Origin of the sequence: Brevibacterium sp. W7.2 (assembly GCF_018137945.1) — a bacterium.
GTDB classification, from domain to species: Bacteria; Actinomycetota; Actinomycetes; order Actinomycetales; family Brevibacteriaceae; genus Brevibacterium; species Brevibacterium sanguinis.
Genome location: NZ_CP073089.1, coordinates 3,661,547 through 3,684,014 on the forward strand (window position 1 = coordinate 3,661,547; position 22,468 = coordinate 3,684,014).

The window sequence follows — 22,468 nt, forward strand, 5'->3', positions numbered from 1 at the left end:
GGTCAGCCGACGCTGACGTCGGCGAGGAGCTTCCGCCGGCGCACCCACCAGCGGAAGAGGAACGGACCGATGATGCCGGCGAGCATGAGGATGATGATCGCCAGGGACACCGGCCGGGTGAACAGGGGCGCGACCGAACCGCCGGAGATCTGGAGCATCCGGCGGAAGTTGTCCTCGAGGAGCGGCACGAGCACGAGCGCGAGGATCGACGGCGCGAGCGGGATGCCGCCCTTCTCCATGAGGTAGCCGATGACCCCGAAGATGCCGAGCAGCAGAAGGCCGAAGAGGCTGAACTCGATCGCGTAGGCGCCGATGACGACGAGGACGAGGATCGCGGAGAAGAGGATCTCCTTGGGCATCTTGAGCAGTTTGACGAAGACGCCGACGAGCGGGAGGTTGAGGATGATGAGCGCGACGTTGCCGATGTACATGCTCGCGATGATCGTCCAGATCAGCGCCGAATCGTCGCGGAAGATCAGCGGTCCCGGCTGGAGCCCGTACATCGTGAAGACGAAGAGGAGCAGCGCCGTCGTCGCCGATCCCGGGATGCCGAGGCTGAAGAGCGGGATCATCGCCCCGCCGACGCCGGCGTTGTTCGCCGCCTCGGGACCGGCCACGCCTTCGATCGCCCCGTGCCCGAACTCGTGCTTCCGCCGCGAGATCCGCTTCTCCATGATGTAGGACATGAAGGACGCGAGCGACGGCCCGACCCCGGGCAGGACGCCGATGATGAAGCCGAGGACCGACCCGCGCGCCCACGGTCCCGCCGAGCGCTGCCAGTCCTCCCTGGTCATCCACTTGTCGCTGCCGAAGCTCTGGATCTCCTCCTTCGCCCCGCGCCCGAGGGCGAGGTTGCGGATCGCCTCGGGGATCGCGAAGAGCGCCATCGCGAAGATCGTGAAGTCGACGCCGTCGGAGAGGAGCCCGACACCGAAGGTCTGGCGCGGCAGTCCCGTCTGGAAGTCGAGGCCGATGAGACCGACGGCAAGACCGATGAAGATCGAGATGAGCGCCTTGGCCCGGGACCCCGCCGACATCGTCGAGGCGAGGAGCAGGGCGGTGGCCATGAGGAGGAAGTACTCGGTGGCGCCGAAGTAGTTCGCGAGCTGGACGAGCAGCGGGGAGAGGAACGTCAGCCCGACGATGGCGAGCGTGCCGGCGAGGAACGACCCGATCGCCGCGGTCGCGAGCGCGGCTTTGGCCCGACCGCGGCGGGCCATCTCGTAGCCTTCGATCGCCGTCACCGCACTGGCGACCTCACCCGGGGTCTTGATGAGGGTCGCGGTGATCGACCCGCCGTACATCGACCCGTAGTAGATGCCGCAGAGGAGGATGAGCCCGTGCACCGGCTCCATGCCGAAGGAGACGGGGATGAGGATCGCGATCGCCGAGATCGGTCCGATGCCGGGCAGAACGCCGACGACGGTGCCGAGGAGGACGCCGAGGAGGGCGAAGGCGAGGCTGGCCGGCTGCACCGCTGCGGCGAAACCGCCGGCGAGGTCGCTGAGAGTGTCCATGTCCGTGCCTCCCTCTACCCTAGGATTCCCACGGGCAGGTAGACCTGCAGCCCGTAGACGAAGGCGACGTAGATGATGACGGAGAACAGCACCGAGTAGAGGAGGTTGCGGATCCACTTCTCCGGGGCGTAGAGGCTCGTCACCGCCATGAGGAACGCCGCCGTCGAGAGGAGGAAGCCGACGGGAATGACGATCGCGAGGTAGACGAAGAAGAGCGCGAACTGGAGCACTACCCTGCGGGCCGGCGGGTCCTCGGGCGCGGGGAGGACGACACCCGAGGCGGGTTCGGGCGCCGTGTCGCCGGGTGCCGTGTCTGCCGGCGTCGCGTCTGCGGCTGTCGTGTCGCCGGGGGCTGCGTCTGCCGTGACCCCGTCTCGAGGCACAGCGTCAGCAGCCGCCGCGTCTGCGGCCGCCGTCCTCCCCTGCCACAGGGCCTGACCGGCGAGGAAGAGACCGAGGATGATCAGCCCTGCCCCGACGATCGCCGGGAACGTCCGCGGCGTGACGATGTCGGTCGTCTCCTGGATGGAGAACGTCGCGATGTAGTAGATGACGCCGATGACGGCGACGACGACCCCGGTGACGAGGTCGCGTCTCGTCGCGGTCATTTCTCCGAACCGATGCCGGTGGCTTTGACACCCTCGTCGACGGTGGTCGCGGCCTCCTTGACGTAGGCCTGCGCGTCCTCGCCGGTCTTGAACTCCGGTGCCCACTGGTTCTTCTTGACCGTGTCCTCCCAGGTCGGCGATGTGCTCATCTCCTCGAGCGTCGTCGCCCAGTAGTCGACGGCGGTCTGCGGCATGTCCGCGGGACCGTAGACCCCGCGCCAGTTGCCGAGGGTGACGTCGTACCCGGAGTCCATCGCCGTCGGCACCGTGTCGAAGGGAGCCGCCAGCGGCTGCTGCGCGAATGTGACGAGGGGGACGATGTCGCCGGCTTCGAGCACGGACCGGAACTCGCTGAGCCCGGCGATCGCGACCTTCGCATCGCCGTTGAGCATCGCCGTCGTCTGCTCGCCGCCGCCGTCGTAGTTGACGAAGTTGACGTCGGCGGGCTCGACCCCGGCGGCCTGGGCGAAGAGCGCGAACGGCAGCGTGTCGTCACCGGCTGCGGCGACGGTGACTTTCTGCGGGTCGTCCTTGAGTGCGGCGACGAGGTCCTCGAGGTTCTTGATGTCGCCGTCCTTCGGGCCGACGACCATGAAGTCCTCGACGTAGAGGGTGGCGATGAGGGTGGCATCCTCGGGGCCGTACTCGCACAGTCCCCGCGCCTTCATCGTCTGGCTCGCCAGCGACGTGATGGCGATCTGGTCGTCCTTGCCCTTGTCCTGCTGCATCATCGTCGTCAGCCACGAACAGCCCGTGCCGCCCGGCCGGTTCTGCACCGGCAGCGGCGAGGTGACGAGTTCGTCGCGCTGCAGCGCCTCGACGACGGCGCGCGCGGTCGTGTCCCATCCCGATCCGGGTTCGGCCGGAGCCGTCACCGTCACCGGGCCGCTCGGGTAGTCCCCGCTCTCACCGGGCGGCTGCGCTTTGCCCTGGCACCCCGAGAGGACGAGCGCCGTCGTCGCCACCGCGGCACCGATCCCAAGCCAGCGTCTCCTCCCCCGTCTCGGCGCCGAGGCGGTCGCCGCGCCGCCCGTCGTCCCTGTCCGACGTGTGATCTCCATTGATCGCATTGCCACTCCTTCACCGGCTGCAGTCGCCTGCAGTGTCCTTCCTGCTTCTGTCCGAGTCCGAGCCTGCTTCTGTCCGAGTCCATGACCGCATCACTCATGGCGACTGCACCCTCTCCTCGGTGCGGTCGGGTGCGTGTTCCTCGCGGTCGGGTACGTCGTCATCGCGGTCGTGTGCCGTCTCCGGCTCGCCGTCGCGGTAGATTCCGTTGTGCTCTCCCGGCGCGGGCACGTCGCTGCGCTTCGGCAGATGCGCACCGTCGAAGGTCAGCGGCAGCAGCGGCACGTCGACGCGCTCACCGGTCGGCAGCGCTGTCGCCGCGAGCGCCCCGGAGGCGACGAGGTGGGGGTCGGCGGTGAGATCGGCGGGCGTGTTGACGGGAGCGACCGGGAGGCCGCGCTGCGTGCACTTCTCGACGATCTCGTCGAGGCTGAGGTGGGACAGCGCGGCCTGGAGGACGCGGTGGATCCGGTCGCGGTTGTCAACCCGCCCCTGATTGTCGGCCAGGGCGCGGTCATCGGCGAGTTCGGTGAGTCCGAATTCGTCGCAGAGGTCGCGCCACTGTCCGTCGCTGACGGCGGCGACGAACACCTGGCTGTCGTCCCGGTCGCGGAAGATGTCATAGACCGCCCAGGTCGCCCGGCGGGTGGGCATCGGCCGCAGTGGTTCGTCGCTCAGCTGCGCCTGGGCCATGTGCGTGCCGACGAGGAACGCGTTGTTCTCGAAGAGCGCGGAGTTGACGACCTGCCCGTGGCCGGTCCGCTCCCGGACTCGCAGCGCCGAGAGGATCCCGATGACCCCGAACATGCCGCCCATGATGTCGTTGACGCTCGCTCCCGCGCGCAGGGGCTGGCCGGGCGGCCCGGTCATGTAGGCGAGCCCGCCGAGCATCTGGACGACCTCGTCGAGGGCGGTCCGCTCACCGTACGGACCGGTGAGGAAGCCTTTGAGCGAGCAGTAGATGAGGCGCGGATTGCGCGCGGAGAGCTCCTCGTAGCCGAAGCCCAGGGATTCCATCCGTCCGACGCGGAAGTTCTCGAGGACGACGTCGGCGGAGTCGATGAGGGTGAGGGCGATGTCGCGGTCGACCGCCTCGGCGATGTCGAGTTGGACGCTGCGCTTGTTGCGGTTGAACGCGGGGAAAAGCCCCGAGCCCGAACCGGGCAGGTAGCGGGTCTTGTCGCCGCCTCCGCGGGGTTCGATCTTGATGACCTCGGCGCCGAGGTCGGCGAGGATCATCCCGCAGCTCGGCCCCATGACCATGTGGGAGAACTCGATGACGCGGATGCCCTCGAGCGGCAGCGGTTCGGTGCTCGTGGTCGTGTCCTCTGCGCTCATGGCCCGGCCCCGATCAGCTCGTCAGGCTCGCGGGAACCGCGGGGATCTGGGACAGGCTCGAGGTGAGGTCGTGGCCGACGGCCGCGGTCAGCGGCGCGCGGACCTGGGCGAGCGCGTCGACGTCGATGCCGGTGGCGACCCCTTCGCGGTGGAGCAGGTGGACGAGGTCGTCGGTGCCGATGTTGCCGGCGGCACCGGGGGCGAACGGGCATCCGCCGAGGCCGCCCATCGCGGCGTCGAAGTTCTCGATGCCGAGGTCGAGGGCGGTGATGACGTTGGCCATACCGAAGTTGTACGTGTCGTGGAGGTGGAGGCTGACCGGCTTGCCGGGGAAGGCCCCCATGACCGCCGAGGTGTTCGCGGCCACGAGCGAGGGGTTGGCGTTGCCGATGGTGTCGGCGACCCCGATGCTGTGCGCGCCGGCGTCGACGAAGGGACGGAGGACCTCTACGAGGCGGCCTGAGTCGGTGATGCCGTCGAAGGGGCAGATGAAGCTCACGGCCGTGGTGATGTCCCAGCGGAGTCCGTGCTCGGTGGCGTAGTCGGCGGCGGCGAGCAGGCGTTCGGTGGCCTGCGCGATCGGGGCGTCGGAGTTCGCCTGCGAATGGCCCTCCGAGGCGGAGACGACGAGTTTGATGTTCTTCGCCCCGGCGTCGACGGCCCGCTGGGCTCCCTTGAGGTTGAAGACGAGGGTGAATAGCTCGACGCCCTGGTCCTCATAGGGTTGGAGGCGGCGCAGCACGTCGTCGGTGTCGGCCATCTGCGGGACCTTCTTCGGGTTGACGAAGGAGCCGACTTCGAGCTGGGTGAGGCCTGCGGCGATGAGCCGTTCGGCGAGTTCGACCTTGACGTCGGTGGGCACGATGGTCGACTCGATCTGGAGGCCGTCGCGCAGCGTCGTATCGAGGATGTGGACCGCGGTCGGCCGAACCATGAGACTCCTTCGGGGTGGCTCCCGGTCAGCGGGACGGCCGGCCGGAATGCCTGGTACTGCACGCCTCGTCGCGTGCTGGTGTCAGGATTACCATAGCCCTGCGCACACGGGGAAGACGCAGCGGTCGGTATGTGAGAGCTAACGGGAAACTCATCGTCGCAGTTCCCGTTCTTCGGGAAAAGGCTGCGACGCTCGGCGTCTGGGCCGGTCGGCCTCGCTCAGCGTCTCGGGCGGTAGTCGAGGACGACAGCGCCGGATCCGAGCTCGGACCGTCCGATGAGGTCGAGGTCGAGTCGCGGCTCGAGGCCCGCGAAGAGGTAGGGTCCGTGGCCGGCGACGCGGGGGTGGATGACGAACTGGTACTCATCGATGAGTCCCAGCTGCGCCAGCGCTGCCGGCAGAGTCACGCCGCCGACGGCGATGCCGTCGGTCGAGTCGGCCTTGAGGCGTTCGATCTCCGTCCTCAGGTCACCGGTGATGAGCCGCGAGTTCCAGCCGACCTCGGTGCGGGTGCGGGAGACGACGAACTTCTGCGCGGCGTTGATCGCCTGGACGAAGGGGTCGTCGGCGATCTCGGGTGCGGGGTTCTGCCAGGCCGCTTCCATCATCTCGTAGGTGGTCCGGCCGAAGAGGAGACCGTCGGCGCGGAGGAGGTTCTCGGCGTGATGGCGGTGGAGCTCCTCGTCGACGACACCCTCGCGGTGGTCGACGCAGCCGTCGATGGTGACGTTGATGGCGTAGCGCAGCGCGGCCATGGGCTCAGTCCGCGTCCGTCTGTTCGGTGGTGCCGCCGCCGTCGTCGTCCGGGCGGTTCAGTCCGAGCCAGGCGAGGACTTCATCGGTGTGTTCGCCGAGGTCGGGGCCGAGGTGATCGATCGGCAGCGAGGCGGTGCCGATGACCGGGGTGATCCCGGGGAAGGCGACGTCGGTCAGCGTCTCCTCGCCGGTGGAGACGTCGAGGTGCTGGATCATTCCGCGGGCGCGCAGCTGGTCGTCGGCGACGAGGTCCTCGGCCGTGTAGATCGGCCCCGCGGGCACCCCGGCGGCGTCGAGGACGGCGACGACGTCGTCGACCTCGCGGGTCGCGCACCAGGCGCCGATCGCCTCGTCGAGTTCGTCGCGTCTGGCCCACCGTCCGGCGTTGGTCTGCAGGTCGGGGTCAGCACCGAGGTCGGGGCGGTCGATCGCGGCCATGAGGCGGGTGAAGATGCCGTCGCCGTTGCCGGCGATGACGACGGACTTCCCACCGGCGCAGAGGTAGCCGTTCGACGGTGCGATGCCCTCCATGCGACCGCCGGTGCGGGTCCTCACCTCGCCGAAGGCGGAGTAGTCGGGCACGAGGGACTCCATGACGGAGAACATCGCCTCGTTGAGCGCGACGTCGACCGTGCGGTCGGCGAGCGGGCCCTCTCCTTCGAAGCCGGTCTCGGATCCGACGACCGCCTCGGCGGCTCCGTGGATCCTCTGCTGCTGACGGTCGAAGAGCATCATCACGGCGCCGAAGGCCGCCTGCATGCCCGCGATCGAATCGCCGATCGAGACGCCCACGCGCACGGGCGGGCGATCGGGGTCGCCGACGAGTTCGCGGAAGCCGGAGTATCCCTCGGCGACGGCGGCGAAGCCGGGTCGGGCCGACAGCGGGCCGGTCTGACCGAATGCGGAGATGCGCACGAGGATGAGTTCGGGGTTGACCTCTTCGAGGACGTCGGGGCCGATCCCCCACTTCTCCAGGGTGCCGGGTCGGAAGTTCTCGAGGACGATGTCGCTGCGGCGGACGAGTTCGAGCACGGCCTCCCGCCCTGCCTCGGTGCGGAGATCGAGGGTGACGGACTTCTTGTTGCGGTTGATCGTGCGGTAGAGCATCGACGTCGTGCCGGCCGCCAGCCGCCAGTTGCGCAGTTCGTCACCGGTGCCGGGACGTTCGACCTTGATGACCTCGGCGCCGAAGTCGGCGAGCATGCGCCCGGCGGTCGGCGCGGCGATGTAGTTGCCGAGTTCGAGGACTCGCACACCGTCGAGCGGGAGGCGTCTGGTAGTCATGGGTGGCTCCTGTTCTCGGGCGGCCGCGACAGGCGCCGCCGGGCGAACGATGGTCGCTTGACCTCCCATGGTGCCAGGTCATGGTCGCGGGCGCGGAGTCCTGCGTGTCCGCAAACTCAGAGTTCGATGAGTATTGCACAAACCTCCTTGCCGAATTGGAGGAGACGGCCAAGACTGACGAACATGTCGCACAGTGCGACGGTTCGACACCAGAGAAGGAGTGGGACATGACATCGGAGAACTTCGGCAACGGCGGCTTCAACTCCGAGCAGGGACAGGATCCGCAGGAGTCACAGCAGGGCCATCCGGGTCCGGGCAGCCAGTCCGAGTTCGGCGAGCAGGACACCGGCGGGCAGCCGCAGGGCGACCGCGGCGGCGTCGGCGGCCTCGACGGACAGCAGGCGGGCCGACCCGAGGGCGACGGCCTCGGCGACGGGCAGGACCGTCGACGCCTCGAGGAGAGCGAGGACGAGGGATTCGGCGGGACGCAGCAGCCCGAGACCGACTGACGTCGCGCTTACGTGATCCGGGGCTGTGCCGACGATCGGCACGGCCCCGGATCACTGAGTGTGGAGATAGCCCGGTGATCTCGGAGGGCACCTTGATGCATGGCTTCGTGCTGATCGACGGCCTGGCATGGCTCATTCTTGGCGCCATCGTATTCTTCATCTATCGCAAGAAGGGTGCCGGGATCTCAGCACCCTTCCCAACATCGCTTTCACAAGGAGGCTGAGTGACCATGCCCGACTCACCAACCCATCTCCTGGACAGATCCTTCGGAAAACCGGCATTCGACGCCCAGGCCGAGCCTGCTCTGACCATCCGTCCGGGCACCTCGGAGACGATCGGATTCGAAACCGACGACGCGGCCTATGCGCAGATCCATGAGCGCGGCAGCCTGGAGGCGGTCACGGCACCGATCAACCCGGTGACCGGGCCGGTCTTCGTCGAGGATGCCGAACCCGGCGATACGCTCGCCGTGACCATCCACCGGATCGACCTCGGTGACTACGGGTGGTCGGTCTACCTGCCGGGGACGGGCGCCCTTGCGAACAGGATGGGAGGCGAGACCAGAGCGTACCGGATACCGATCAACGGCGCCGAGGTGGTGCTCACGGATTCGCTCACGGCGCCCGTCGAGCCGATGATCGGGTGCATTGGAACCGCACCGGCGGTCGGGACAGGCTCGACGATCATGCCCAGCTACGGATTCGGCGGGAACATGGACCTCACGGATGCCAAGCCGGGCTCGACGGTCTACCTGCCGGTCGAAGTTCCCGGCGCCCTGCTGAGCATCGGCGACATTCATGCGCTCATGGCCCGGGGAGAATCCTCATTCGTGGCGATCGAGGCGCAGGGCACGGCCATCGTCTCCATCGATCTCCTGCGCGCCAGAGACCACCAAGGGTCGACGATGACGAATCTGCGCGCGCCACGGATCGAGACCACCGATGAGTGGATCTTCGTGGGACTCGGCGACCCGGTGCAGGAATCGATCGCCCGCGGCTACGAGGACATGTTCGACTTCCTCGTCGGAGACCATGGCTGGTCGTCAGCCGATGCCTACGTGGTCATGAGCGCGTTGGCCGATTCCGAACTCGGCGGTCCGACCGGATCCACCGCGCCCGACCCTCTGCACCCGATGACTCCGAAAGGAGCCGTCACCGTGCATCGACTCCCCAGATCGGTGCTCGGCTGATTCCCTTGTCCCCTCACGCCGAACCGGAGCACCAATTCGCAGGTCACCCGGACGCGAGCCGGTCCCCCCGAAGTCTCGCATCTGCCCGCCCCGATCGCGTAGCGTGTGGGCATGGCCCGACCTCCTGGACCCCACGGCCCCGCGGACTTCGACCTCATCCGCATCGTTGCCGAGGCAACCGCCGATCCGACCGATCCGGTCCCGCTCCTGCAACTGGCGAGCACGTTGGTCGCAGCGATCGTCGGCAGCGATGGTGAGGACACCGGGACCGACCTCGACTTCCGAGAGGCCAACCGGATCAACAGGGCAATTCCCGATGTCGGCGACCTGAGCAGGCTCCAGGACATCGCCTTGTCGATGCTCGACCCTGCCGGTCAGGAAACCGAGTCGCTGGTGCGCATATGGGCGGAGATGATCGACGACGAACTGTTCCGCCGACGCATCAGACGGCAGCTGCCACCGGCCGATCGCCGGGAGCCCGAATGGGTCCGACGCATCGACGAGGTCACCCCGCGCAGGGCTGCGGCGATCGTCTCGCCCGTGCTCATCGAAGAGACGATCGTCGTCGAGATCAGCACGGCGGCCCGGTCGTGCACGCTCGCCATCGGCATCGAACGCAGCGGGGCCCCGTTCATCGAGGACGCCTACCTCACGCCCGAGTCCTTTGACACCGTGATGTCGGGAATCGCCGTCAACCCAGAGATCGACGTCGACCGGGTCGAGCTCAGCCCTGCCGATGCGCGGGCTCGAATCATCGAGGCCCTCGACATGAGCGACACCATCATTCCAGCACCGGCAACCGAAACCTGGCCTGGCACCCGCGCGATGTTGACCTGGATGCTCAGACTCATGCCCACCGGCGGAATCGGGTACGACCTCAAAGAGTGGACGCCCGAGGAGATCAAGGAGATCGCCGACGACTTCGCCGCCTCGCCGTGGGCCGCAGACCTCACTGGGGACGAGCTCAGGCACGCCGACTTGCTCCTAGAATTCCAGGCGAACTACGGCAACAACGATCCTCTGCGCTGGTCGGGCAGCTTCACCGACCGCATCCTCCATGATCTCTATCCCCGCAAGGTCGTCGCCGATGACGCATATATGCTGTCGATGCCGACGACCTTGACAGCGCTCGTCCAGTACGCCAACGAACGCTCCGGCGTCGATCCCGGCTTCACGCAGAATGCCTTGAACGCTATCGAGGCAGGACGTGCCGACTACGTCAGCCTCGTCACCGGACGGGCGGAGCCTGACACGATCGGCTTCCCCTTCGCCGAGCTGCCGGACGGTGTCGATCTGCCGCCGGAACTCATCGACGCACTGCAGGCGCGCTTCGTCGCCGACGAGCAGTTCGCGACACGGCAACTCGCCCTTCTCGAAGAGACCGTCGGGGGCAGAGCCAACCTCGATTCGCTCACCATCGACCCGCTGCCGACCGAGGATTTCGATGCCACGGGCATCCCGGACGATGTCGTCGATCGGCTCCGCCCTCTTCTGCCTCAGGTGACGACAACGGCACAGGAGTTCTTCGGCGACCCGGAGTTCGCCACCGTCGCCTTCCGCATCCTCGCCGAGGTGGCCCGCCGTGAACCGACCGTCTTCCGGCGCCGGTTCTCCGATCCGGCGCTGCTCGCGGCACTGTTCTGGATCGCAGGGGAAATCAATGAGACATTTTTCGCATCGACCGCGGGTCGCACCCCGTTGCGCATCAAGGACCTGCAGAGCCACCTCGGTGCGAAGTCGGCGCCGAGCCAGCGGGCTGACACCCTTCTTGCGGCACTCGGACACCCAAGAGGCCCCGGTTCCCGAGTGCACATCCCCGATCCCCGCCTGCTGACATCGACATTCCGCGCCGAGCTCCTCGAACGCCGCGCCTGGTACCAATCCGAATACTGACGCCGCGGACCGGACTACCCCTCCCCGCCGAGGTCCGTGCGGTCGCGCGCCTGGGACATGTAGCCGGCCTTGGCACGGCGGGGAACGACGACGACGGGGACCGGGGAGTTCTGCAGGATCCGCATCGCGTGGCTGCCGAGTGACACCCGCTTGAGGGTGCCGAGCCCCGAGGACCCGAGCATCATCACCTCGGGATGCTCCCAGCCGATGCTCTCGAGCGCGGCCGCCCAGTTCGGGCCGGTGCCGATCGCGACCTCCGTCTCCCCCGGGTTGATGTGGAGCTGGTCGATCGAGCAGAGGATCTCATCGGTGTCGCGGCGGACGACCTTCGTCCACTCGTCGACGATCCCCGCCTCGGCGTTGAGCCCGATGCTCGCCGCCGACAGCACGCGCGAACGCGGAGCGAACGACGCGATGCGGAAGGGCACCCCGGTTTCCTGGGACACGAACGCGGCACCGAGGATGAGCTCCGCCGAGGTGGTCGACCCACTGTAGGCCGCCGTGATCCGCTTGAGCTTGGCCCCCGCCTCGGCGCGGAATCCCATGGGGGCGAGGACGACGGGCAGCTCCGCACTGTGGAGGAGGCCGTTGGTCACCGAGCCGAGCGTGATCCGCCCGTCCCTGCCGTCGGCGGCCGAGCCGACGACGAGCCGGTACGCTCCCACGCGACGGCAGACCTCGAGCAGACCGCGCCGGGAGGAGCGGGCGGCGTGGACGACATAGTCGGTACTGATGTCGTCGGGAACGAGCGGGCGCACCTCCTCAAGAGACGCCTCGGCGACGGTGCGGATGTAGGACTGGAACTCCTGATCGATCTTGTCCCGGTTCGGCGGCCATGCCGTCGAACTCACCGACACCAGCGTCAGCGACCTGCTGTACGAACGGGCGAGGACGACTCCGAGTTCGACCGCCGAGGTATTGTCCTGACCTGGGGCGACACCGACGACGATGCTCATCGCTGACCTCCTGCGGCATCGCGGTCGGCCGCGGCCATCTGCTTGCCGAGGACCGAGCTCTTGCGGCCGAAGACGAGGTAGAGGCCGATGATGACGGCGGTCCACACGACGAACACGACGATCGTGATCGGGCGCAGGCTGCTGATGATCCACAGGCAGCCGAGGATCGAGAGGATCGGCAGGACCGGGTAGAAGGGCACCTTGAAGCCGCGTTCGAGGTTCGGTTCGCGCACGCGGAGGATGATGACGGCGAGCGCGACGACGACGAAGGCGACGAGGGTGCCGATGCTCGTCATCTCGGCGAGGAAGTTGATCGGGATGAAGCCGGCGAGGATGGCGATGACGACGGAGACGACGATCGTGCCCTTGACCGGGGTGAGCGTGCGGGGGTTGACGTCCTGGAAGAGCTTGGGCATCATCCCGTCGCGCGACATCGTGAAGAGGATGCGGCTCTGACCGTAGATCGAGACGAGGGTGACGCTGAAGATCGAGATGACAGCACCCGCGGCGACGACGGTGCCCGGCCACGTCGAGCCGACGATGTTCTCGAGGATCGCCGAGAGCCCCGCGTCCTGCCCCTCGAACTCCTCCCACGGCTGTGCGCCGAGGGCGGCGACGGCGACGAGGACGTAGACGGTGGTGATGATGAGCAGCGCGGAGATCAGCGCCTTGGGCATCGTCTTCTTCGGGTTCTTCGTCTCATCGCCGGCCGTGGCGACGGCGTCCATGCCGACGTAGCTGAAGAAGATGATGCCGGCACCGGAGACGACTCCGGAGAGGCCGAAGGGGGCGAAGTTCGCGAAGTTGTCGGAGTTCCAGCCGGTGAGGCCGACGACGATGAAGAAGACGAGAACGGCGACCTTGATGCACACCATGATCGTGTTGACGACGACCGATTCGCCGGTGCCGCGGACGAGGAGGAAGCAGCACATCGCAAGCAGGAGGATCGCGGGAAGGTTGACGATGCCGCCTTCCTCGGGGGCGTAGGCGAGCGCATCGGGGATCTGGAAGCCGAAGAGGTTGAAGAGCAGCTGATTGACGTACTGCGACCAGCCGACGGCGACGGCGGCACCGGCGACGCCGTATTCGAGGAGGAGACACGCAGCCACGCCCATCGCGGGGAGCTCACCGAGGGTGGCGTAGGCGTAGGAGTACGACGATCCGGAGACGGGCACGCTGCCGGCGAGTTCGGCGTAGCAGATCACCGCGAGACCGGCGACGACGCCGGCGATGACGAACGACCAGATGACGGCGGGACCGGCGACGGGCACCGATTCGGAGAGGATGAAGAAGATGCCCGTGCCGATCGTCGATCCGACGCCGATCATCGTCAGGGAGAAGAGTCCGATCGTGCGCTTGAGGTCGCTGCCGGCCTCCTCACTGTCGCGCGGCACCGGTTTCACTCGGAAGAGCTGTTGTCGCAGAGAGCTCATGACTGTCCTTCCCGACGTCGTCGTCGTTGTTGCAGGGCGCGACGCCGAACCGCCGATCGGTCACAGCAGGCCGCGCAAGTCACTTCTGTTCTGCAGACCTTAGCCGACCGCGGCCCGCTCGGCGGGCGCTGGAGGCGAATTGATGCGATGTCCCCGCGGGTCGGCTCAGTTGAGCGCCGGTTCACGATCCGTCAGCGGACGCCACCGCAGGTGCGGATCGTCGACCAGCGCGTCGTCCCGCAGCCGACTGCGCCGCCGCATGATGGCCGAGCTCAGCCCGATGTCTTCCGGTAGTGCCGCAGGGCTTTGTCGCGCCCCCCGCACGTGCGCATCGAACACCACCGTCGACTTCGGTTCCGCGAGGTGTCGACGAAGAGCCACTGGCAGTTCGGACACGATTTGACTCGGTCGAGCCGAGGACCGTTGAGCTCCTCGATGGCGGATTCAGCGAAAAGCGCGGTGAGAGATTCTGCATCCCAGACATCAGGCCAGGCTCGAGCGATTCCGGTGGATGTCGGCGCATAGCCGTACCGCGATAGCCCCGCCGCGTGAGCCTCGGTCACCGCGTTGAGTTCAGCCACAGGGATATCGACGTCGCTCACGACCGCCGTGAAGACGGCATGGATCTTCTCGCGCAACGACCGCAGGCTGGCCAGCTCGTCTCGGGTCAATCGCTGCACCGGCCCCAGTCCGAGCGTCTGCGCCCATGCCTCGGCGGTATCCACGTCGCACAGCCAGTCCCGGTCTCCACCGTCCTGGCGGTTCGGCACCGAGTTCACCAGCTCGAAGCAGTGGGCGTTTCCGACATGCTCGAAGTCCATGCGCCAACTTTACCACTCACAGACTCTTGACTGGTTAGGACGTTCGGAGAAGACTTGACCTTCAAACGAGATTTAGGTGGTTAGAATGCGCGCATCATTTCGATGGCTCTGGGCAGGCTCGGGTGCCGCCAACCTCGGTGACGGAATCACCGTTACCGCACTGCCGCTCATCGCCGTGGCCGCAGGTGCCCCGCCGGGGCAGGTCGCACTGGTCACCGTGTCAGCGACGATCGCCTGGCCCCTCTTCGGACTCCACGCTGGATGGCTGGTCGACAGAGCCTCTCCGGCAACGCTGCTCGTCACCGTCAACGTCGCACGAGTCCTTGCATTGGCCGCTCTTGCCGTCTCGCTCACCACCGACTTCGCGACCTTCGCCTTCACAGTCGGAGCCGCGTTCGTCTACGGCGTCGCAGAGACACTCGTCGACACAGCCCTGATCTCCACCGTCCCCCGAACAGTCGATAAGGGGCAGCTCACCGCGGCCAACAGCAGGCTCGAGGCGACGATCAATGTCGCCAACCAGCTCGCAGGACCCCCGCTCGCCGGGCTCCTCATCGGACTGTCGGGCCTTGCGGCCACCGCAGTCGGGTCGGGTCTCTACGCGCTGGCGGCGATAGCCGCGGTGGGATTGGCGATCACGCTCAGCAGCGACAATCGCCTGGCATCGAATCATCCCTCCCGACTTCCGGCCGCCTCCACCGCCGATGACGCAGGAAAGGATCACGGACAGCAATCAGCCGGCAGCACCACACCTCCGCGCGGAGTCCTCGGCGGAATGCGCTTCCTCTGGAACCATCGGCTTCAGCGCGAACTCACCGTGCTGACGGCCGCCATGAGTGTGGTGTGGGGCGCCTGGACATCGGTCTTCGTTCTCTTCGCCGTGTCACCCGGCCCCCTCGGCCTCTCGCCGGCAGCGTACGGCCTGCTCCTCGCGAGCATGGCCGGTGGCGGCATCGTCGCTTCGATGCTGACCTCGCGGCTTGAACGACTGCTGCCTCCTGCCGCCCTCCTCTTCGTTGACACCGTGGGCACTGCGGGCCTCGTCCTCCCGGCTGCGCTCGGCGCCCCCGTTCCGGTCATCGCCGCCGGAATCATCATCGCGGGCGCCGGGTCGACAGTCTGGCGGATCATCGTCTCCGTCGTTCGCCAGCGGACGACACCGCTGAACCTGCTCGGTCGCGTCTACTCGGCGTCGCGGGTCATCAGCTGGGGCGCTCTGCCGCTGGGAGCCGGATTGGCCGCGATCGGCGTCACGTCCCTGGGCGTGCAGCCAGTGCTCTGGATCGCCAGCGGTTTCGCCATAGTCGTGTCGCTGTGGTTCGCCGCGCGCCTGCCGAAGACAGCGACCCGGATCAACATCGCTGCCTCCGAACCTCAGCGCACGAAGGCTAACCCTTTATTCAACCAAATGGTTGACAACAGGCCGGCGCAGTCCTACCGTTGCAATCAACCGAATGGTTGAGAAACTGTTCACCGTCGACTGCAGCCGGAGGAGGTGCGGTGACCGACCAGCTGTCGAAGGTGTTCGCGGCACTGTCGGACCCCACTCGCAGGGACATCGTCGCCCGGCTCAGCGTGGCCGATGCCACGGTGAGCGAACTCGCCGAACCCTACGACGTGAGCGTCCAGGCGGTGTCGAAGCATCTCAAGGTGCTCGAGGACTCGGGACTCGTCACGCGCTCCCGCGATGCCCAGCGTCGACCGGTCCACCTCGAGGACAACGTCTTCGATCTCATGACGAAATGGATCGAGCGATACCAGCGCCAAGCCGAGGAGCGCTACCAGCGCCTCGACGCGGTGCTCGACGCGATGACCGCGGACGAGGACGGGGAGGACGCGAACCCGGGGACCGCCTCGGCGAGCTGATCTCCAGTACGACCACACCACAGGAAACGACCGACCGACACTGATGCAAAGGAGCATGACATGACCACCGACACCGATTTCAGCACGACGAGGATCGAGGCGCCCGAGGGCGTCCAGACCGTCTCGATCACCCGCGATTTCCAGGCACCGCCGGAGAAGGTGTTCCGGGCGCACGTCGACCCGGAGCTGTTCATGCAGTGGAACGGCCCCGCCGAGACCACGAACACGATCCGCGCATGGGATCCGACGACCGGCGGGAACTGGAGCTACGTCTCCACCGACGACAACGGCGAGTACGGATTCTTCGGATCGTTCCACGATGTGCGCGAGAACGAGCGCATCGTCCAGACCTTCACGTACGAGGGCTTCCCCGACGCCGTGAGCCTCGAGATCCTCACGCTCACCGACCTCGGCGACGGACGCACCCGGCTGAGCTCGACGGCGATCTTCGACTCCGTCGAGTCCCGCGACGGCATGGTCGCCTCCGGTATGGAGACCGGAATCGTCGAGGGTTATGACAAGCTCGACGCCCTGCTCGCCGAGGCGGGGTGAGCAGAGGAGGCATGCCCGGGACCGCTCCCGGGAGAGTCAGCTGCCGGCGGCAGGGCTCTCCCGGGAGCGGTCGGCGGCCTCGGCCACCATCGCGAAGTACGCATCACGGCTCCGGCAGACGTGGATGGACATGAGGTCAGCGGCGGTTGCCTCCTGACCGGCGTCGACGGCGGCGAGGATCCCCCGATGCTCCGACCACGCCTGCGACCCGCGGGTGGTGACGTTGAGCGAATACAGCCATTCGATCTTGCCCGAGATCTGTCGCAGCAGGCTGGTCAGTGACAGGCTTCCACTGAGTTCGGCGATGGCGAAATGGAAGCGCATGTTGAGTTCGGCGAGCGCGTCGAAACGCTGCTGCGCGATCACGGCATCACCGTCGTCGAGGATCACCGTGATCTCCTTGCGCACCCGAAGCCACTGCGCATCGGTCGCCCCGCCGCTGCTCTGCGCTGCCGCCCGCTTCGCCGCCTTCCGTGCTGTCGCGGATTCGAGGACGTTGCGGATCTCGAAGAGGTCCTCGGCGTCGTCGACCGGTGAAGGGGCGACCACGCTGCCGACGTACGGCCGGGATTCGACGAGCCCTTCGGATTCGAGCGCCCGCAGCGCCTCGCGGATGGGGATGCGAGACACCGCGTAGTGGGTGGCGAGCGCCGCCTCCCGCAGCTTCGTGCCGGGTGGGAGCACACCGGCGATGATGTCGTGACGCAGCAGCGCACCGACGGCGGCGGCACTCGAGCCGCTCATCATCGCCCCGCCGCGTAGCCTTGGGCACCGCGCGGATTCGCCGCCGCCGCGAGCGTGCCCGTCGTCGGTTCGCGGGTCACACATGACAGCCGGCCGAGCTCCCAGTCGCCGGCCCGTGTCACCGCGTGTCCGCGCTCGATGAGTCCTGCGATGACGTCCTCGCCGAGGCGGTCCTCGACGACGGCGCCCGCCGGCACCCAGGTGCGGGGCCAGAACGAGCCGGCCAGCGCCGTCGTGTGCAGAGCCGGAGCGTCGATCGCCTCTTGGGGCGCGTATCCGCCGACGAGCATGCGGAGGATCATCAGCAGCTGCCACTGCTCCTGCTGGTCGCCGCCCGGGGAGCCGAGCGCGATGATCGGCTGCCCGTTCTGCGAGATGAGCGTCGGCGTCAGGGTCGTCCGCGGGCGCTTGCCCGGCGTCAGCGCCGACGGCGAGTCCGCGTCGAGCCACGTCATCTGCAGGCGCGTGCCGAGGCAGAAGCCGAGTTCGGGCACGACCGGCGACGACTGCAGCCACCCTCCCGACGGCGTGGCGGAGATGATGTTGCCCCAGCGGTCGACGACGTCGATGTGGCAGGTGTCGCCGTTGTTGACTCCGTTCTTCTGGACGGTCGGCTCACCGATTCCCGCTCTGCTGAGCTCCTCCCGGTCCGCGCCTTCGGGGACGAGCGGCGGGGTGAACGTCGGAGCCTCGCCGGCCCGGTTCGGCCCTGGTCGGAACTCCGCCGAGGCGGTGTCGGCGACGAGGTCGCGGCGGCTCGCGGCATACTCGTCACTGAGCAGCCAGTCGAGGTCGACAGCGGCGTCTCCGTAGTAGGCGTCGCGGTCGGCCATTGCGAGTTTGAGGGCTTCGAGGATCGTGTGGGCGCCGATCTCCGTCGATGGGTCGAGGCGGTCGTCGTCGAATCCGTCGAGGATCGTCAGCGCCTGGAGCAGTGCCGGTCCCTGTCCCCACGGTCCGATCTTCGCGATCTCATATCCCCGGAAGTCGATCGTCACCGGCGTCTCGTATCCTGCGTCGAAACCGGCCATGTCAGCGACTGTGAGGACTCCGGCGTGGTCACCGCCGGTCGAATGGCGGTGCGGGGTCCGCACGAACTCGGCGATCGCCTCGGCGACGAATCCGGTCTTCCACTCCGTCCGGGCGGCACGGACCCGCGCGGCCCGGGCCTCCGCGCCTTCACCGGGGGCAGCACTGTCACCGGCGGCGATCAGCCGTCGGAGCACCTCGGCGTAGGCCGGGTTGACGATGATCTCTCCGGGTTCGGGAATCCGGCCCTCGGGCATCCACAGCTGCGCCGAGGTCGGCCAATGGTCGGTGAAGAGCTCCTGCACCCGTTCGATGGTTCCGGCGACCCGCGCGAGGACGGGGTGCCCGTTCTCGGCGTAGTCGATCGCGTAGGCGAGCACCTCGGCGAGCTCCCAGGTGCCGTGGTCCTCGAGGAGGGCGAGCCATGCGTCGACGGAGCCGGGCACGGCAGCGGCGAGGGCACCCGCTCCGGGGACCATGTCGAGCCCCTCACCGCGGTAGTGCTCGATGGTCGCAGCCACCGGAGCCGGGCCCTGGCCCATGAGGATCTGTGGGGAGGACGGGTCATCGGCCGTGGCGAACACCCCCGTCATGTCACCGCCGGGTCCGTTGAGGTGGGGTTCGACGACGTGGAGGACGAAGGCTCCGGCCACCGCAGCGTCGAAGGCGTTGCCGCCGCGTTCGAGGACGGCCTGCGCCGAGGCGGTCGCGAGCCAATGCGTCGATGCCGACATTCCGAAGTGGCCTTCGAGCGTCGGGCGGGTCGTGAACGCGGCGGGCGCGGTAAAGGTCATATCGGTGTTCCTCCGTGGAACCGGTGGCGCGTCGGGAATTCGGCCTTGAGGCCATCGTAGGCAATCGGGAGATCGTTTCCGGCCTTCCGTTTGCATACAATCTATCGACGGTTATGCTTTTTGTATACAAACCCAATGGGTCTCCCGCACCGTGGGAGACCCGTTTCGGGCCGGTTCCCAGCCGGCCCGCGTCTGTGCCCGGCACTGCGCAACTCGCAGGCACCGCGCCAGTCGAAAGAGCCGCGTGCTCGGCCGGCCATGACCTGGCCGAACAAGTGCCGGCTCAGCAATGAGACGACAACACGTACGACTCACCCTCACCCCCACGCGCGTGCGAGAGCACGCGCGTGGACCCCTCCCGGCAGGCGGACCCGCCCCTGCGCGTGGACCCCTCCCGACGAAAGGGGCGCAATGAATCGCCGCCTCGACCTCGCGATGCTCCTCGTCCTCACCTTCTCGACAGGGATGGTCGACGCGATCGGCTATCTCGGATTCGACAAGATCTTCACCGCGAACATGACCGGCAACGTCGTCATCCTCGGCATGGCGCTCACCGGCGCCGACGACCTGCCCGTCCTCCGCCCGGCGCTCGCGCTCGCCTTCTTCATGGTCGGCGCGGCACTCGGCGGACGGATCCTCGGCCGTCGCGGCGAGGCCTGGCACCACCGGACGACGCTGATCTTCACGCTCGTCGCGCTCGGCTGCGCGGCGCTGTCCGTCTACGTCGCCGTTGTTCCCGATCCGGCTCTCGGGGCCGCCGGCACGATCTTCACCTCGGCGCTCTCCACGCTCATGGGCGCGCAGGCCGCCGCGGCACGGCGGATGAAGATCGCCGACGTCACGACCGTCGTCGTCACCTCGACGATCGTCGGTCTCGCCGCAGACTCTCGGCTCGCCGGCGGCGACAGCACGAACTGGATCCGCCGTGGCCTCGCCGTCGCGCTCATCCTCATCGGCGCCCTCGCCGGGGCCGCCTCCCTGCTCATCAACCAGTGGATCGGCATCGCCCTCGTCGCCGTCATCATCGCCGTCGCCGCGGTCATCGGCCACCGTGCGATGCATCGCCGCACCCTCGCCGAGGCGGTCGCCGCCTGATCCGCGCAGGCCGGGTTCGTCGGTCGCAATAGTGAAAGGCGGGCCGGGCCGCAGCCGTCACCGTGTCAGTCGCGTGAGCCGTCTCCCGTTCACTCCGCCGGGATCTCCGGCAGCAGCCGGGGGCCCGAGCCGCTCGTCCCGAGTTCGTCATCGGGGTTGAGCACGCGACAGCTCTTCAGCGACACGCATCCGCACCCGATGCACTCGACGAGTTCGCTCTCCATCCGCTCGATCTCCCTGCGCCTGGCCTCGAGCCTGCCGCGCCAGCGCTCGCTGATCCGTCGCCAGTCCGCCTTGCCGGGCATCCGGTCCGACGGCAGGTCGGAGAACACCTCGGCGACCTCGACGAGAGGGATGCCCATCCGCTTGGCCACTTGGATCACCGAGACCCTGCGGATGACGTGCCTCGCATAGCGCCGCTGACCGCCGGACGTCCGCGTCGCGGAGATGAGCCCCTGACGCTCGTAGAAGTGGAGTGCCGAGACGGCAACGCCCGCGCGCCTCGCGACCTCACCGACCGAGAGCAGATCGGTGGGCGAGGGCTTCACGTCGTGAGAATTCTTCACATCCATCATTGACCTCAACTTTGGTTGAGGTTTTAGCGTAGCCGATATGAGAGACGACGACAGGCCCTCAACCGCCTCCGACCCGACGATGACTCCCGATCCGGCGACTAGCGTGCCGAGCGAGACCGGCAGCTGGCGCGAACTCTTCGGCCCTGACCATCTCACCGCCTCCCTCGTACTCGCCGGCGGTGTCGCCGTCTACGCGATGAACACCTTCGTCACCGCCGCCCTCCTGCCCTCCGCGATCGCCGACATCGGCGGCGAACGCTACTTCGCCTGGGTGACGACGGCCTTCCTCGTCGCGTCCGTGCTCACCTCGATGCTCGTCGCCCGCACACTGGGAGCCTGGGGTGCCGCCCGCGCGTACCTCTTCGCGTTCATGCTCTTCTCCGTCGGTTCGCTCGGCGCGGCCCTCGCACCGACGATGGAGCTGCTCGTCGGGGCCCGCATCATCCAGGGCGCCGGCGGCGGTCTGCTCGCCGGTCTCGGCTACGCGGTCATCCGTGACGCCCTCCCCCGCAGGCTGTGGACCCGCGCGACCGGGCTCGTCTCGGCGATGTGGGGCTTCGGCACCCTCGTCGGCCCGGCCGTCGGCGGACTGTTCGCCCAGTTCGACTTCTGGCGAGGAGCGTTCTGGCTGCTGACGATCATGTCGCTCGTCCTCGGAGTCATGGCCCTGCGCAGCCTGCCCGGCCGCTCCGCAGATCACCCCGACTTCGGACCGCTGCCGTACGCCTCCCTCACCGTGCTCGTCCTCGCGGCCTCGGCTTTCAGCGCGGCGGCGGTCGTCCCCGTCGGCCTGCCGACCTCTGTCGCCCTCGTCCTCGGCGTCGGCCTCGTCGTCGGCTTCGTCCTCATCGACCGCCGCTCGCCGTCGTCGGTGCTCCCCCACCTCGCCTACCGCCGCGGGAACCCGCTCAAGTGGATCTATCTCGTCCTCGGCATCCTCTCCTCCGCGGCGATGATCGAGATCTTCCTGCCGAAGTTCGGCCAAGAGCTCATCGGGATGTCCCCGTTCGTCGCCGCCGTCTTCGGCGTGGCCATCTCCGTGGGCTGGAGCTTCGTCCAGATCGTCAGCGCGAGCGTCGACAGCCCCCGCCTCGCCCGCCGTTTCATGGTGCTCGGGCCGATCCTCGTGACCGCCGGTCTCACCGTCTTCGCGGTCACGCAGCACGTCACCGGCACCTGGATCGCGTGGGTCTGGGCGGCGGGTCTCGTCGTCGCCGGAGCCGGCATCGGCCTCGCCTTCCCCCACCTCAACGTCGCCGCGATGAGCAGCAGCGACGACCCCGTCGAGGGCTCGAAGGCGGCCGCGGGCCTCGGCACCGCGGAGCTCATCGCCAACGCGATCGCTTCGGCCCTCGTCGGCGTGCTGGTCGCTGTCGGCGGTCCCGGTGCGGGCGGGTCGACGACGATGGGCGCCGGTCTTGCCGCCCTCGGTGCCGTCGGCGCCGTCATCGCCGTGCTCACCTTCCGCACCCGCTCGTCGAGGTGACGGCCCGTCCCGCTCCACCA

At 67.9% G+C, this 22,468-nt stretch carries 22 protein-coding genes; 9 read left to right on the top strand and 13 right to left on the bottom strand.

Going from position 1 to position 22,468, the window contains the following annotated elements:
• Nucleotides 1–2 precede the first annotated feature (2 nt).
• From J9315_RS16455 to J9315_RS16485, 7 genes are all read right to left on the bottom strand, one after another.
• A complete protein-coding gene (locus J9315_RS16455) occupies nucleotides 3–1,517 on the bottom strand; it encodes a tripartite tricarboxylate transporter permease (protein ID WP_211978395.1) in 1,515 nt (504 codons plus the stop codon).
• A 14-nt stretch (nucleotides 1,518–1,531) separates the two neighbouring features.
• A complete protein-coding gene (locus J9315_RS16460; protein WP_198500245.1) occupies nucleotides 1,532–2,125 on the bottom strand; it encodes a tripartite tricarboxylate transporter TctB family protein in 594 nt (197 codons plus the stop codon).
• Nucleotides 2,122–3,186, bottom strand: coding sequence for a tripartite tricarboxylate transporter substrate-binding protein (locus J9315_RS16465; RefSeq protein WP_232623801.1), 1,065 nt, complete (start codon nucleotides 3,184–3,186; stop codon nucleotides 2,122–2,124). The genes J9315_RS16460 and J9315_RS16465 overlap by 4 nt, the downstream gene beginning before the upstream one ends.
• 103 nt (nucleotides 3,187–3,289) lie before the next feature.
• On the bottom strand, nucleotides 3,290–4,531 hold the full coding sequence (locus J9315_RS16470) for a CaiB/BaiF CoA-transferase family protein (RefSeq protein ID WP_198500244.1): 1,242 nt from the start codon (nucleotides 4,529–4,531) through the stop codon (nucleotides 3,290–3,292).
• Nucleotides 4,532–4,544: 13 nt separating this feature from the next.
• Entirely contained in the window at nucleotides 4,545–5,465 is a 921-nt protein-coding gene (locus tag J9315_RS16475) for a hydroxymethylglutaryl-CoA lyase (RefSeq protein ID WP_198500243.1), read from the bottom strand.
• A 218-nt stretch (nucleotides 5,466–5,683) separates the two neighbouring features.
• Nucleotides 5,684–6,220 carry a dihydrofolate reductase family protein gene (locus tag J9315_RS16480; protein ID WP_198500242.1) on the bottom strand — a complete coding sequence of 179 codons (537 nt, stop codon included), beginning with the start codon at nucleotides 6,218–6,220 and terminating at the stop codon, nucleotides 5,684–5,686.
• Between the two features lie 4 nt (nucleotides 6,221–6,224).
• On the bottom strand, nucleotides 6,225–7,505 hold the full coding sequence (locus tag J9315_RS16485; RefSeq protein ID WP_198500241.1) for a CaiB/BaiF CoA-transferase family protein: 1,281 nt from the start codon (nucleotides 7,503–7,505) through the stop codon (nucleotides 6,225–6,227).
• Between the two features lie 227 nt (nucleotides 7,506–7,732).
• Between J9315_RS16485 and J9315_RS16490 the strand changes: the two genes are divergently transcribed.
• From J9315_RS16490 to J9315_RS16505, 4 genes are all read left to right on the top strand, one after another.
• On the top strand, nucleotides 7,733–8,014 hold the full coding sequence (locus J9315_RS16490; RefSeq protein ID WP_137826198.1) for a hypothetical protein: 282 nt from the start codon (nucleotides 7,733–7,735) through the stop codon (nucleotides 8,012–8,014).
• A gap of 74 nt (nucleotides 8,015–8,088) precedes the next feature.
• A complete protein-coding gene (locus J9315_RS16495; protein WP_198500240.1) occupies nucleotides 8,089–8,238 on the top strand; it encodes a hypothetical protein in 150 nt (49 codons plus the stop codon).
• Between the two features lie 6 nt (nucleotides 8,239–8,244).
• A complete protein-coding gene (locus J9315_RS16500) occupies nucleotides 8,245–9,204 on the top strand; it encodes an acetamidase/formamidase family protein (RefSeq protein WP_198500239.1) in 960 nt (319 codons plus the stop codon).
• 111 nt (nucleotides 9,205–9,315) lie between these two features.
• Nucleotides 9,316–11,097 (top strand): hypothetical protein, encoded by a 1,782-nt coding sequence (locus tag J9315_RS16505; RefSeq protein WP_198500238.1) that lies wholly within the window; start codon nucleotides 9,316–9,318, stop codon nucleotides 11,095–11,097.
• 14 nt (nucleotides 11,098–11,111) lie between these two features.
• Here J9315_RS16505 and J9315_RS16510 read toward each other — a convergent pair whose 3' ends face one another.
• The 3 genes from J9315_RS16510 to J9315_RS16520 all read right to left on the bottom strand — a co-directional run bounded on the left by J9315_RS16510 (nucleotide 11,112) and on the right by J9315_RS16520 (nucleotide 14,307).
• Nucleotides 11,112–12,053 (bottom strand): universal stress protein, encoded by a 942-nt coding sequence (locus J9315_RS16510; RefSeq protein ID WP_198500237.1) that lies wholly within the window; start codon nucleotides 12,051–12,053, stop codon nucleotides 11,112–11,114.
• The gene (locus J9315_RS16515; RefSeq protein ID WP_198500236.1) at nucleotides 12,050–13,486 is read right to left on the bottom strand and encodes an amino acid permease; all 1,437 of its coding nucleotides are present in this window, start codon (nucleotides 13,484–13,486) and stop codon (nucleotides 12,050–12,052) included. Before J9315_RS16515 ends, J9315_RS16510 begins: the two co-directional genes overlap by 4 nt.
• Nucleotides 13,487–13,758: 272 nt before the next feature.
• The gene (locus J9315_RS16520; protein ID WP_198500235.1) at nucleotides 13,759–14,307 is read right to left on the bottom strand and encodes a CGNR zinc finger domain-containing protein; all 549 of its coding nucleotides are present in this window, start codon (nucleotides 14,305–14,307) and stop codon (nucleotides 13,759–13,761) included.
• 85 nt (nucleotides 14,308–14,392) lie between these two features.
• Here J9315_RS16520 and J9315_RS16525 point away from each other — a divergent pair, with 85 nt between their 5' ends.
• From J9315_RS16525 to J9315_RS16535, 3 genes are read left to right on the top strand one after another with little or no spacing between them, the layout of a single operon-like run.
• Nucleotides 14,393–15,769, top strand: coding sequence for an MFS transporter (locus tag J9315_RS16525; protein WP_211978396.1), 1,377 nt, complete (start codon nucleotides 14,393–14,395; stop codon nucleotides 15,767–15,769).
• Between the two features lie 38 nt (nucleotides 15,770–15,807).
• Nucleotides 15,808–16,173, top strand: coding sequence for a metalloregulator ArsR/SmtB family transcription factor (locus J9315_RS16530; protein WP_211978397.1), 366 nt, complete (start codon nucleotides 15,808–15,810; stop codon nucleotides 16,171–16,173).
• A 60-nt stretch (nucleotides 16,174–16,233) separates the two neighbouring features.
• On the top strand, nucleotides 16,234–16,725 hold the full coding sequence (locus J9315_RS16535) for an SRPBCC family protein (protein ID WP_211978398.1): 492 nt from the start codon (nucleotides 16,234–16,236) through the stop codon (nucleotides 16,723–16,725).
• Between the two features lie 36 nt (nucleotides 16,726–16,761).
• On the opposite strand, the gene J9315_RS16540 is transcribed toward J9315_RS16535, so the two are convergent.
• Nucleotides 16,762–17,469: a GntR family transcriptional regulator gene (locus J9315_RS16540; RefSeq protein ID WP_211978399.1), complete on the bottom strand. Its 708-nt coding sequence runs from the start codon at nucleotides 17,467–17,469 to the stop codon at nucleotides 16,762–16,764.
• A complete protein-coding gene (locus J9315_RS16545) occupies nucleotides 17,469–19,292 on the bottom strand; it encodes a gamma-glutamyltransferase (protein WP_211978400.1) in 1,824 nt (607 codons plus the stop codon). The genes J9315_RS16540 and J9315_RS16545 overlap by 1 nt, the downstream gene beginning before the upstream one ends.
• A gap of 411 nt (nucleotides 19,293–19,703) precedes the next feature.
• Between J9315_RS16545 and J9315_RS16550 the strand changes: the two genes are divergently transcribed.
• Nucleotides 19,704–20,387 (top strand): YoaK family protein, encoded by a 684-nt coding sequence (locus tag J9315_RS16550; protein ID WP_211978401.1) that lies wholly within the window; start codon nucleotides 19,704–19,706, stop codon nucleotides 20,385–20,387.
• An 89-nt stretch (nucleotides 20,388–20,476) separates the two neighbouring features.
• On the opposite strand, the gene soxR is transcribed toward J9315_RS16550, so the two are convergent.
• Nucleotides 20,477–20,962 (bottom strand): redox-sensitive transcriptional activator SoxR, encoded by a 486-nt coding sequence (gene soxR, locus J9315_RS16555; RefSeq protein WP_211978402.1) that lies wholly within the window; start codon nucleotides 20,960–20,962, stop codon nucleotides 20,477–20,479.
• Between the two features lie 37 nt (nucleotides 20,963–20,999).
• Between soxR and J9315_RS16560 the strand changes: the two genes are divergently transcribed.
• Nucleotides 21,000–22,448, top strand: coding sequence for an MFS transporter (locus J9315_RS16560; protein ID WP_211978403.1), 1,449 nt, complete (start codon nucleotides 21,000–21,002; stop codon nucleotides 22,446–22,448).
• Nucleotides 22,449–22,468: the final 20 nt, after the last annotated feature.

Coding starts and splice junctions, on each gene's coding strand:
- J9315_RS16455 (WP_211978395.1), bottom strand. CDS start 1,517: ATGGACACTCTCAGCGACCTCGCCGGCGGTTTCGCCGCAGCGGTGCAG.
- J9315_RS16460 (WP_198500245.1), bottom strand. CDS start 2,125: ATGACCGCGACGAGACGCGACCTCGTCACCGGGGTCGTCGTCGCCGTC.
- J9315_RS16465 (WP_232623801.1), bottom strand. CDS start 3,186: ATGGAGATCACACGTCGGACAGGGACGACGGGCGGCGCGGCGACCGCC.
- J9315_RS16470 (WP_198500244.1), bottom strand. CDS start 4,531: ATGAGCGCAGAGGACACGACCACGAGCACCGAACCGCTGCCGCTCGAG.
- J9315_RS16475 (WP_198500243.1), bottom strand. CDS start 5,465: ATGGTTCGGCCGACCGCGGTCCACATCCTCGATACGACGCTGCGCGAC.
- J9315_RS16480 (WP_198500242.1), bottom strand. CDS start 6,220: ATGGCCGCGCTGCGCTACGCCATCAACGTCACCATCGACGGCTGCGTC.
- J9315_RS16485 (WP_198500241.1), bottom strand. CDS start 7,505: ATGACTACCAGACGCCTCCCGCTCGACGGTGTGCGAGTCCTCGAACTC.
- J9315_RS16490 (WP_137826198.1), top strand. CDS start 7,733: ATGACATCGGAGAACTTCGGCAACGGCGGCTTCAACTCCGAGCAGGGA.
- J9315_RS16500 (WP_198500239.1), top strand. CDS start 8,245: ATGCCCGACTCACCAACCCATCTCCTGGACAGATCCTTCGGAAAACCG.
- J9315_RS16505 (WP_198500238.1), top strand. CDS start 9,316: ATGGCCCGACCTCCTGGACCCCACGGCCCCGCGGACTTCGACCTCATC.
- J9315_RS16510 (WP_198500237.1), bottom strand. CDS start 12,053: ATGAGCATCGTCGTCGGTGTCGCCCCAGGTCAGGACAATACCTCGGCG.
- J9315_RS16515 (WP_198500236.1), bottom strand. CDS start 13,486: ATGAGCTCTCTGCGACAACAGCTCTTCCGAGTGAAACCGGTGCCGCGC.
- J9315_RS16520 (WP_198500235.1), bottom strand. CDS start 14,307: ATGGACTTCGAGCATGTCGGAAACGCCCACTGCTTCGAGCTGGTGAAC.
- J9315_RS16525 (WP_211978396.1), top strand. CDS start 14,393: ATGCGCGCATCATTTCGATGGCTCTGGGCAGGCTCGGGTGCCGCCAAC.
- J9315_RS16535 (WP_211978398.1), top strand. CDS start 16,234: ATGACCACCGACACCGATTTCAGCACGACGAGGATCGAGGCGCCCGAG.
- J9315_RS16540 (WP_211978399.1), bottom strand. CDS start 17,469: ATGAGCGGCTCGAGTGCCGCCGCCGTCGGTGCGCTGCTGCGTCACGAC.
- J9315_RS16545 (WP_211978400.1), bottom strand. CDS start 19,292: ATGACCTTTACCGCGCCCGCCGCGTTCACGACCCGCCCGACGCTCGAA.
- J9315_RS16550 (WP_211978401.1), top strand. CDS start 19,704: ATGAATCGCCGCCTCGACCTCGCGATGCTCCTCGTCCTCACCTTCTCG.
- soxR (WP_211978402.1), bottom strand. CDS start 20,962: ATGATGGATGTGAAGAATTCTCACGACGTGAAGCCCTCGCCCACCGAT.
- J9315_RS16560 (WP_211978403.1), top strand. CDS start 21,000: ATGAGAGACGACGACAGGCCCTCAACCGCCTCCGACCCGACGATGACT.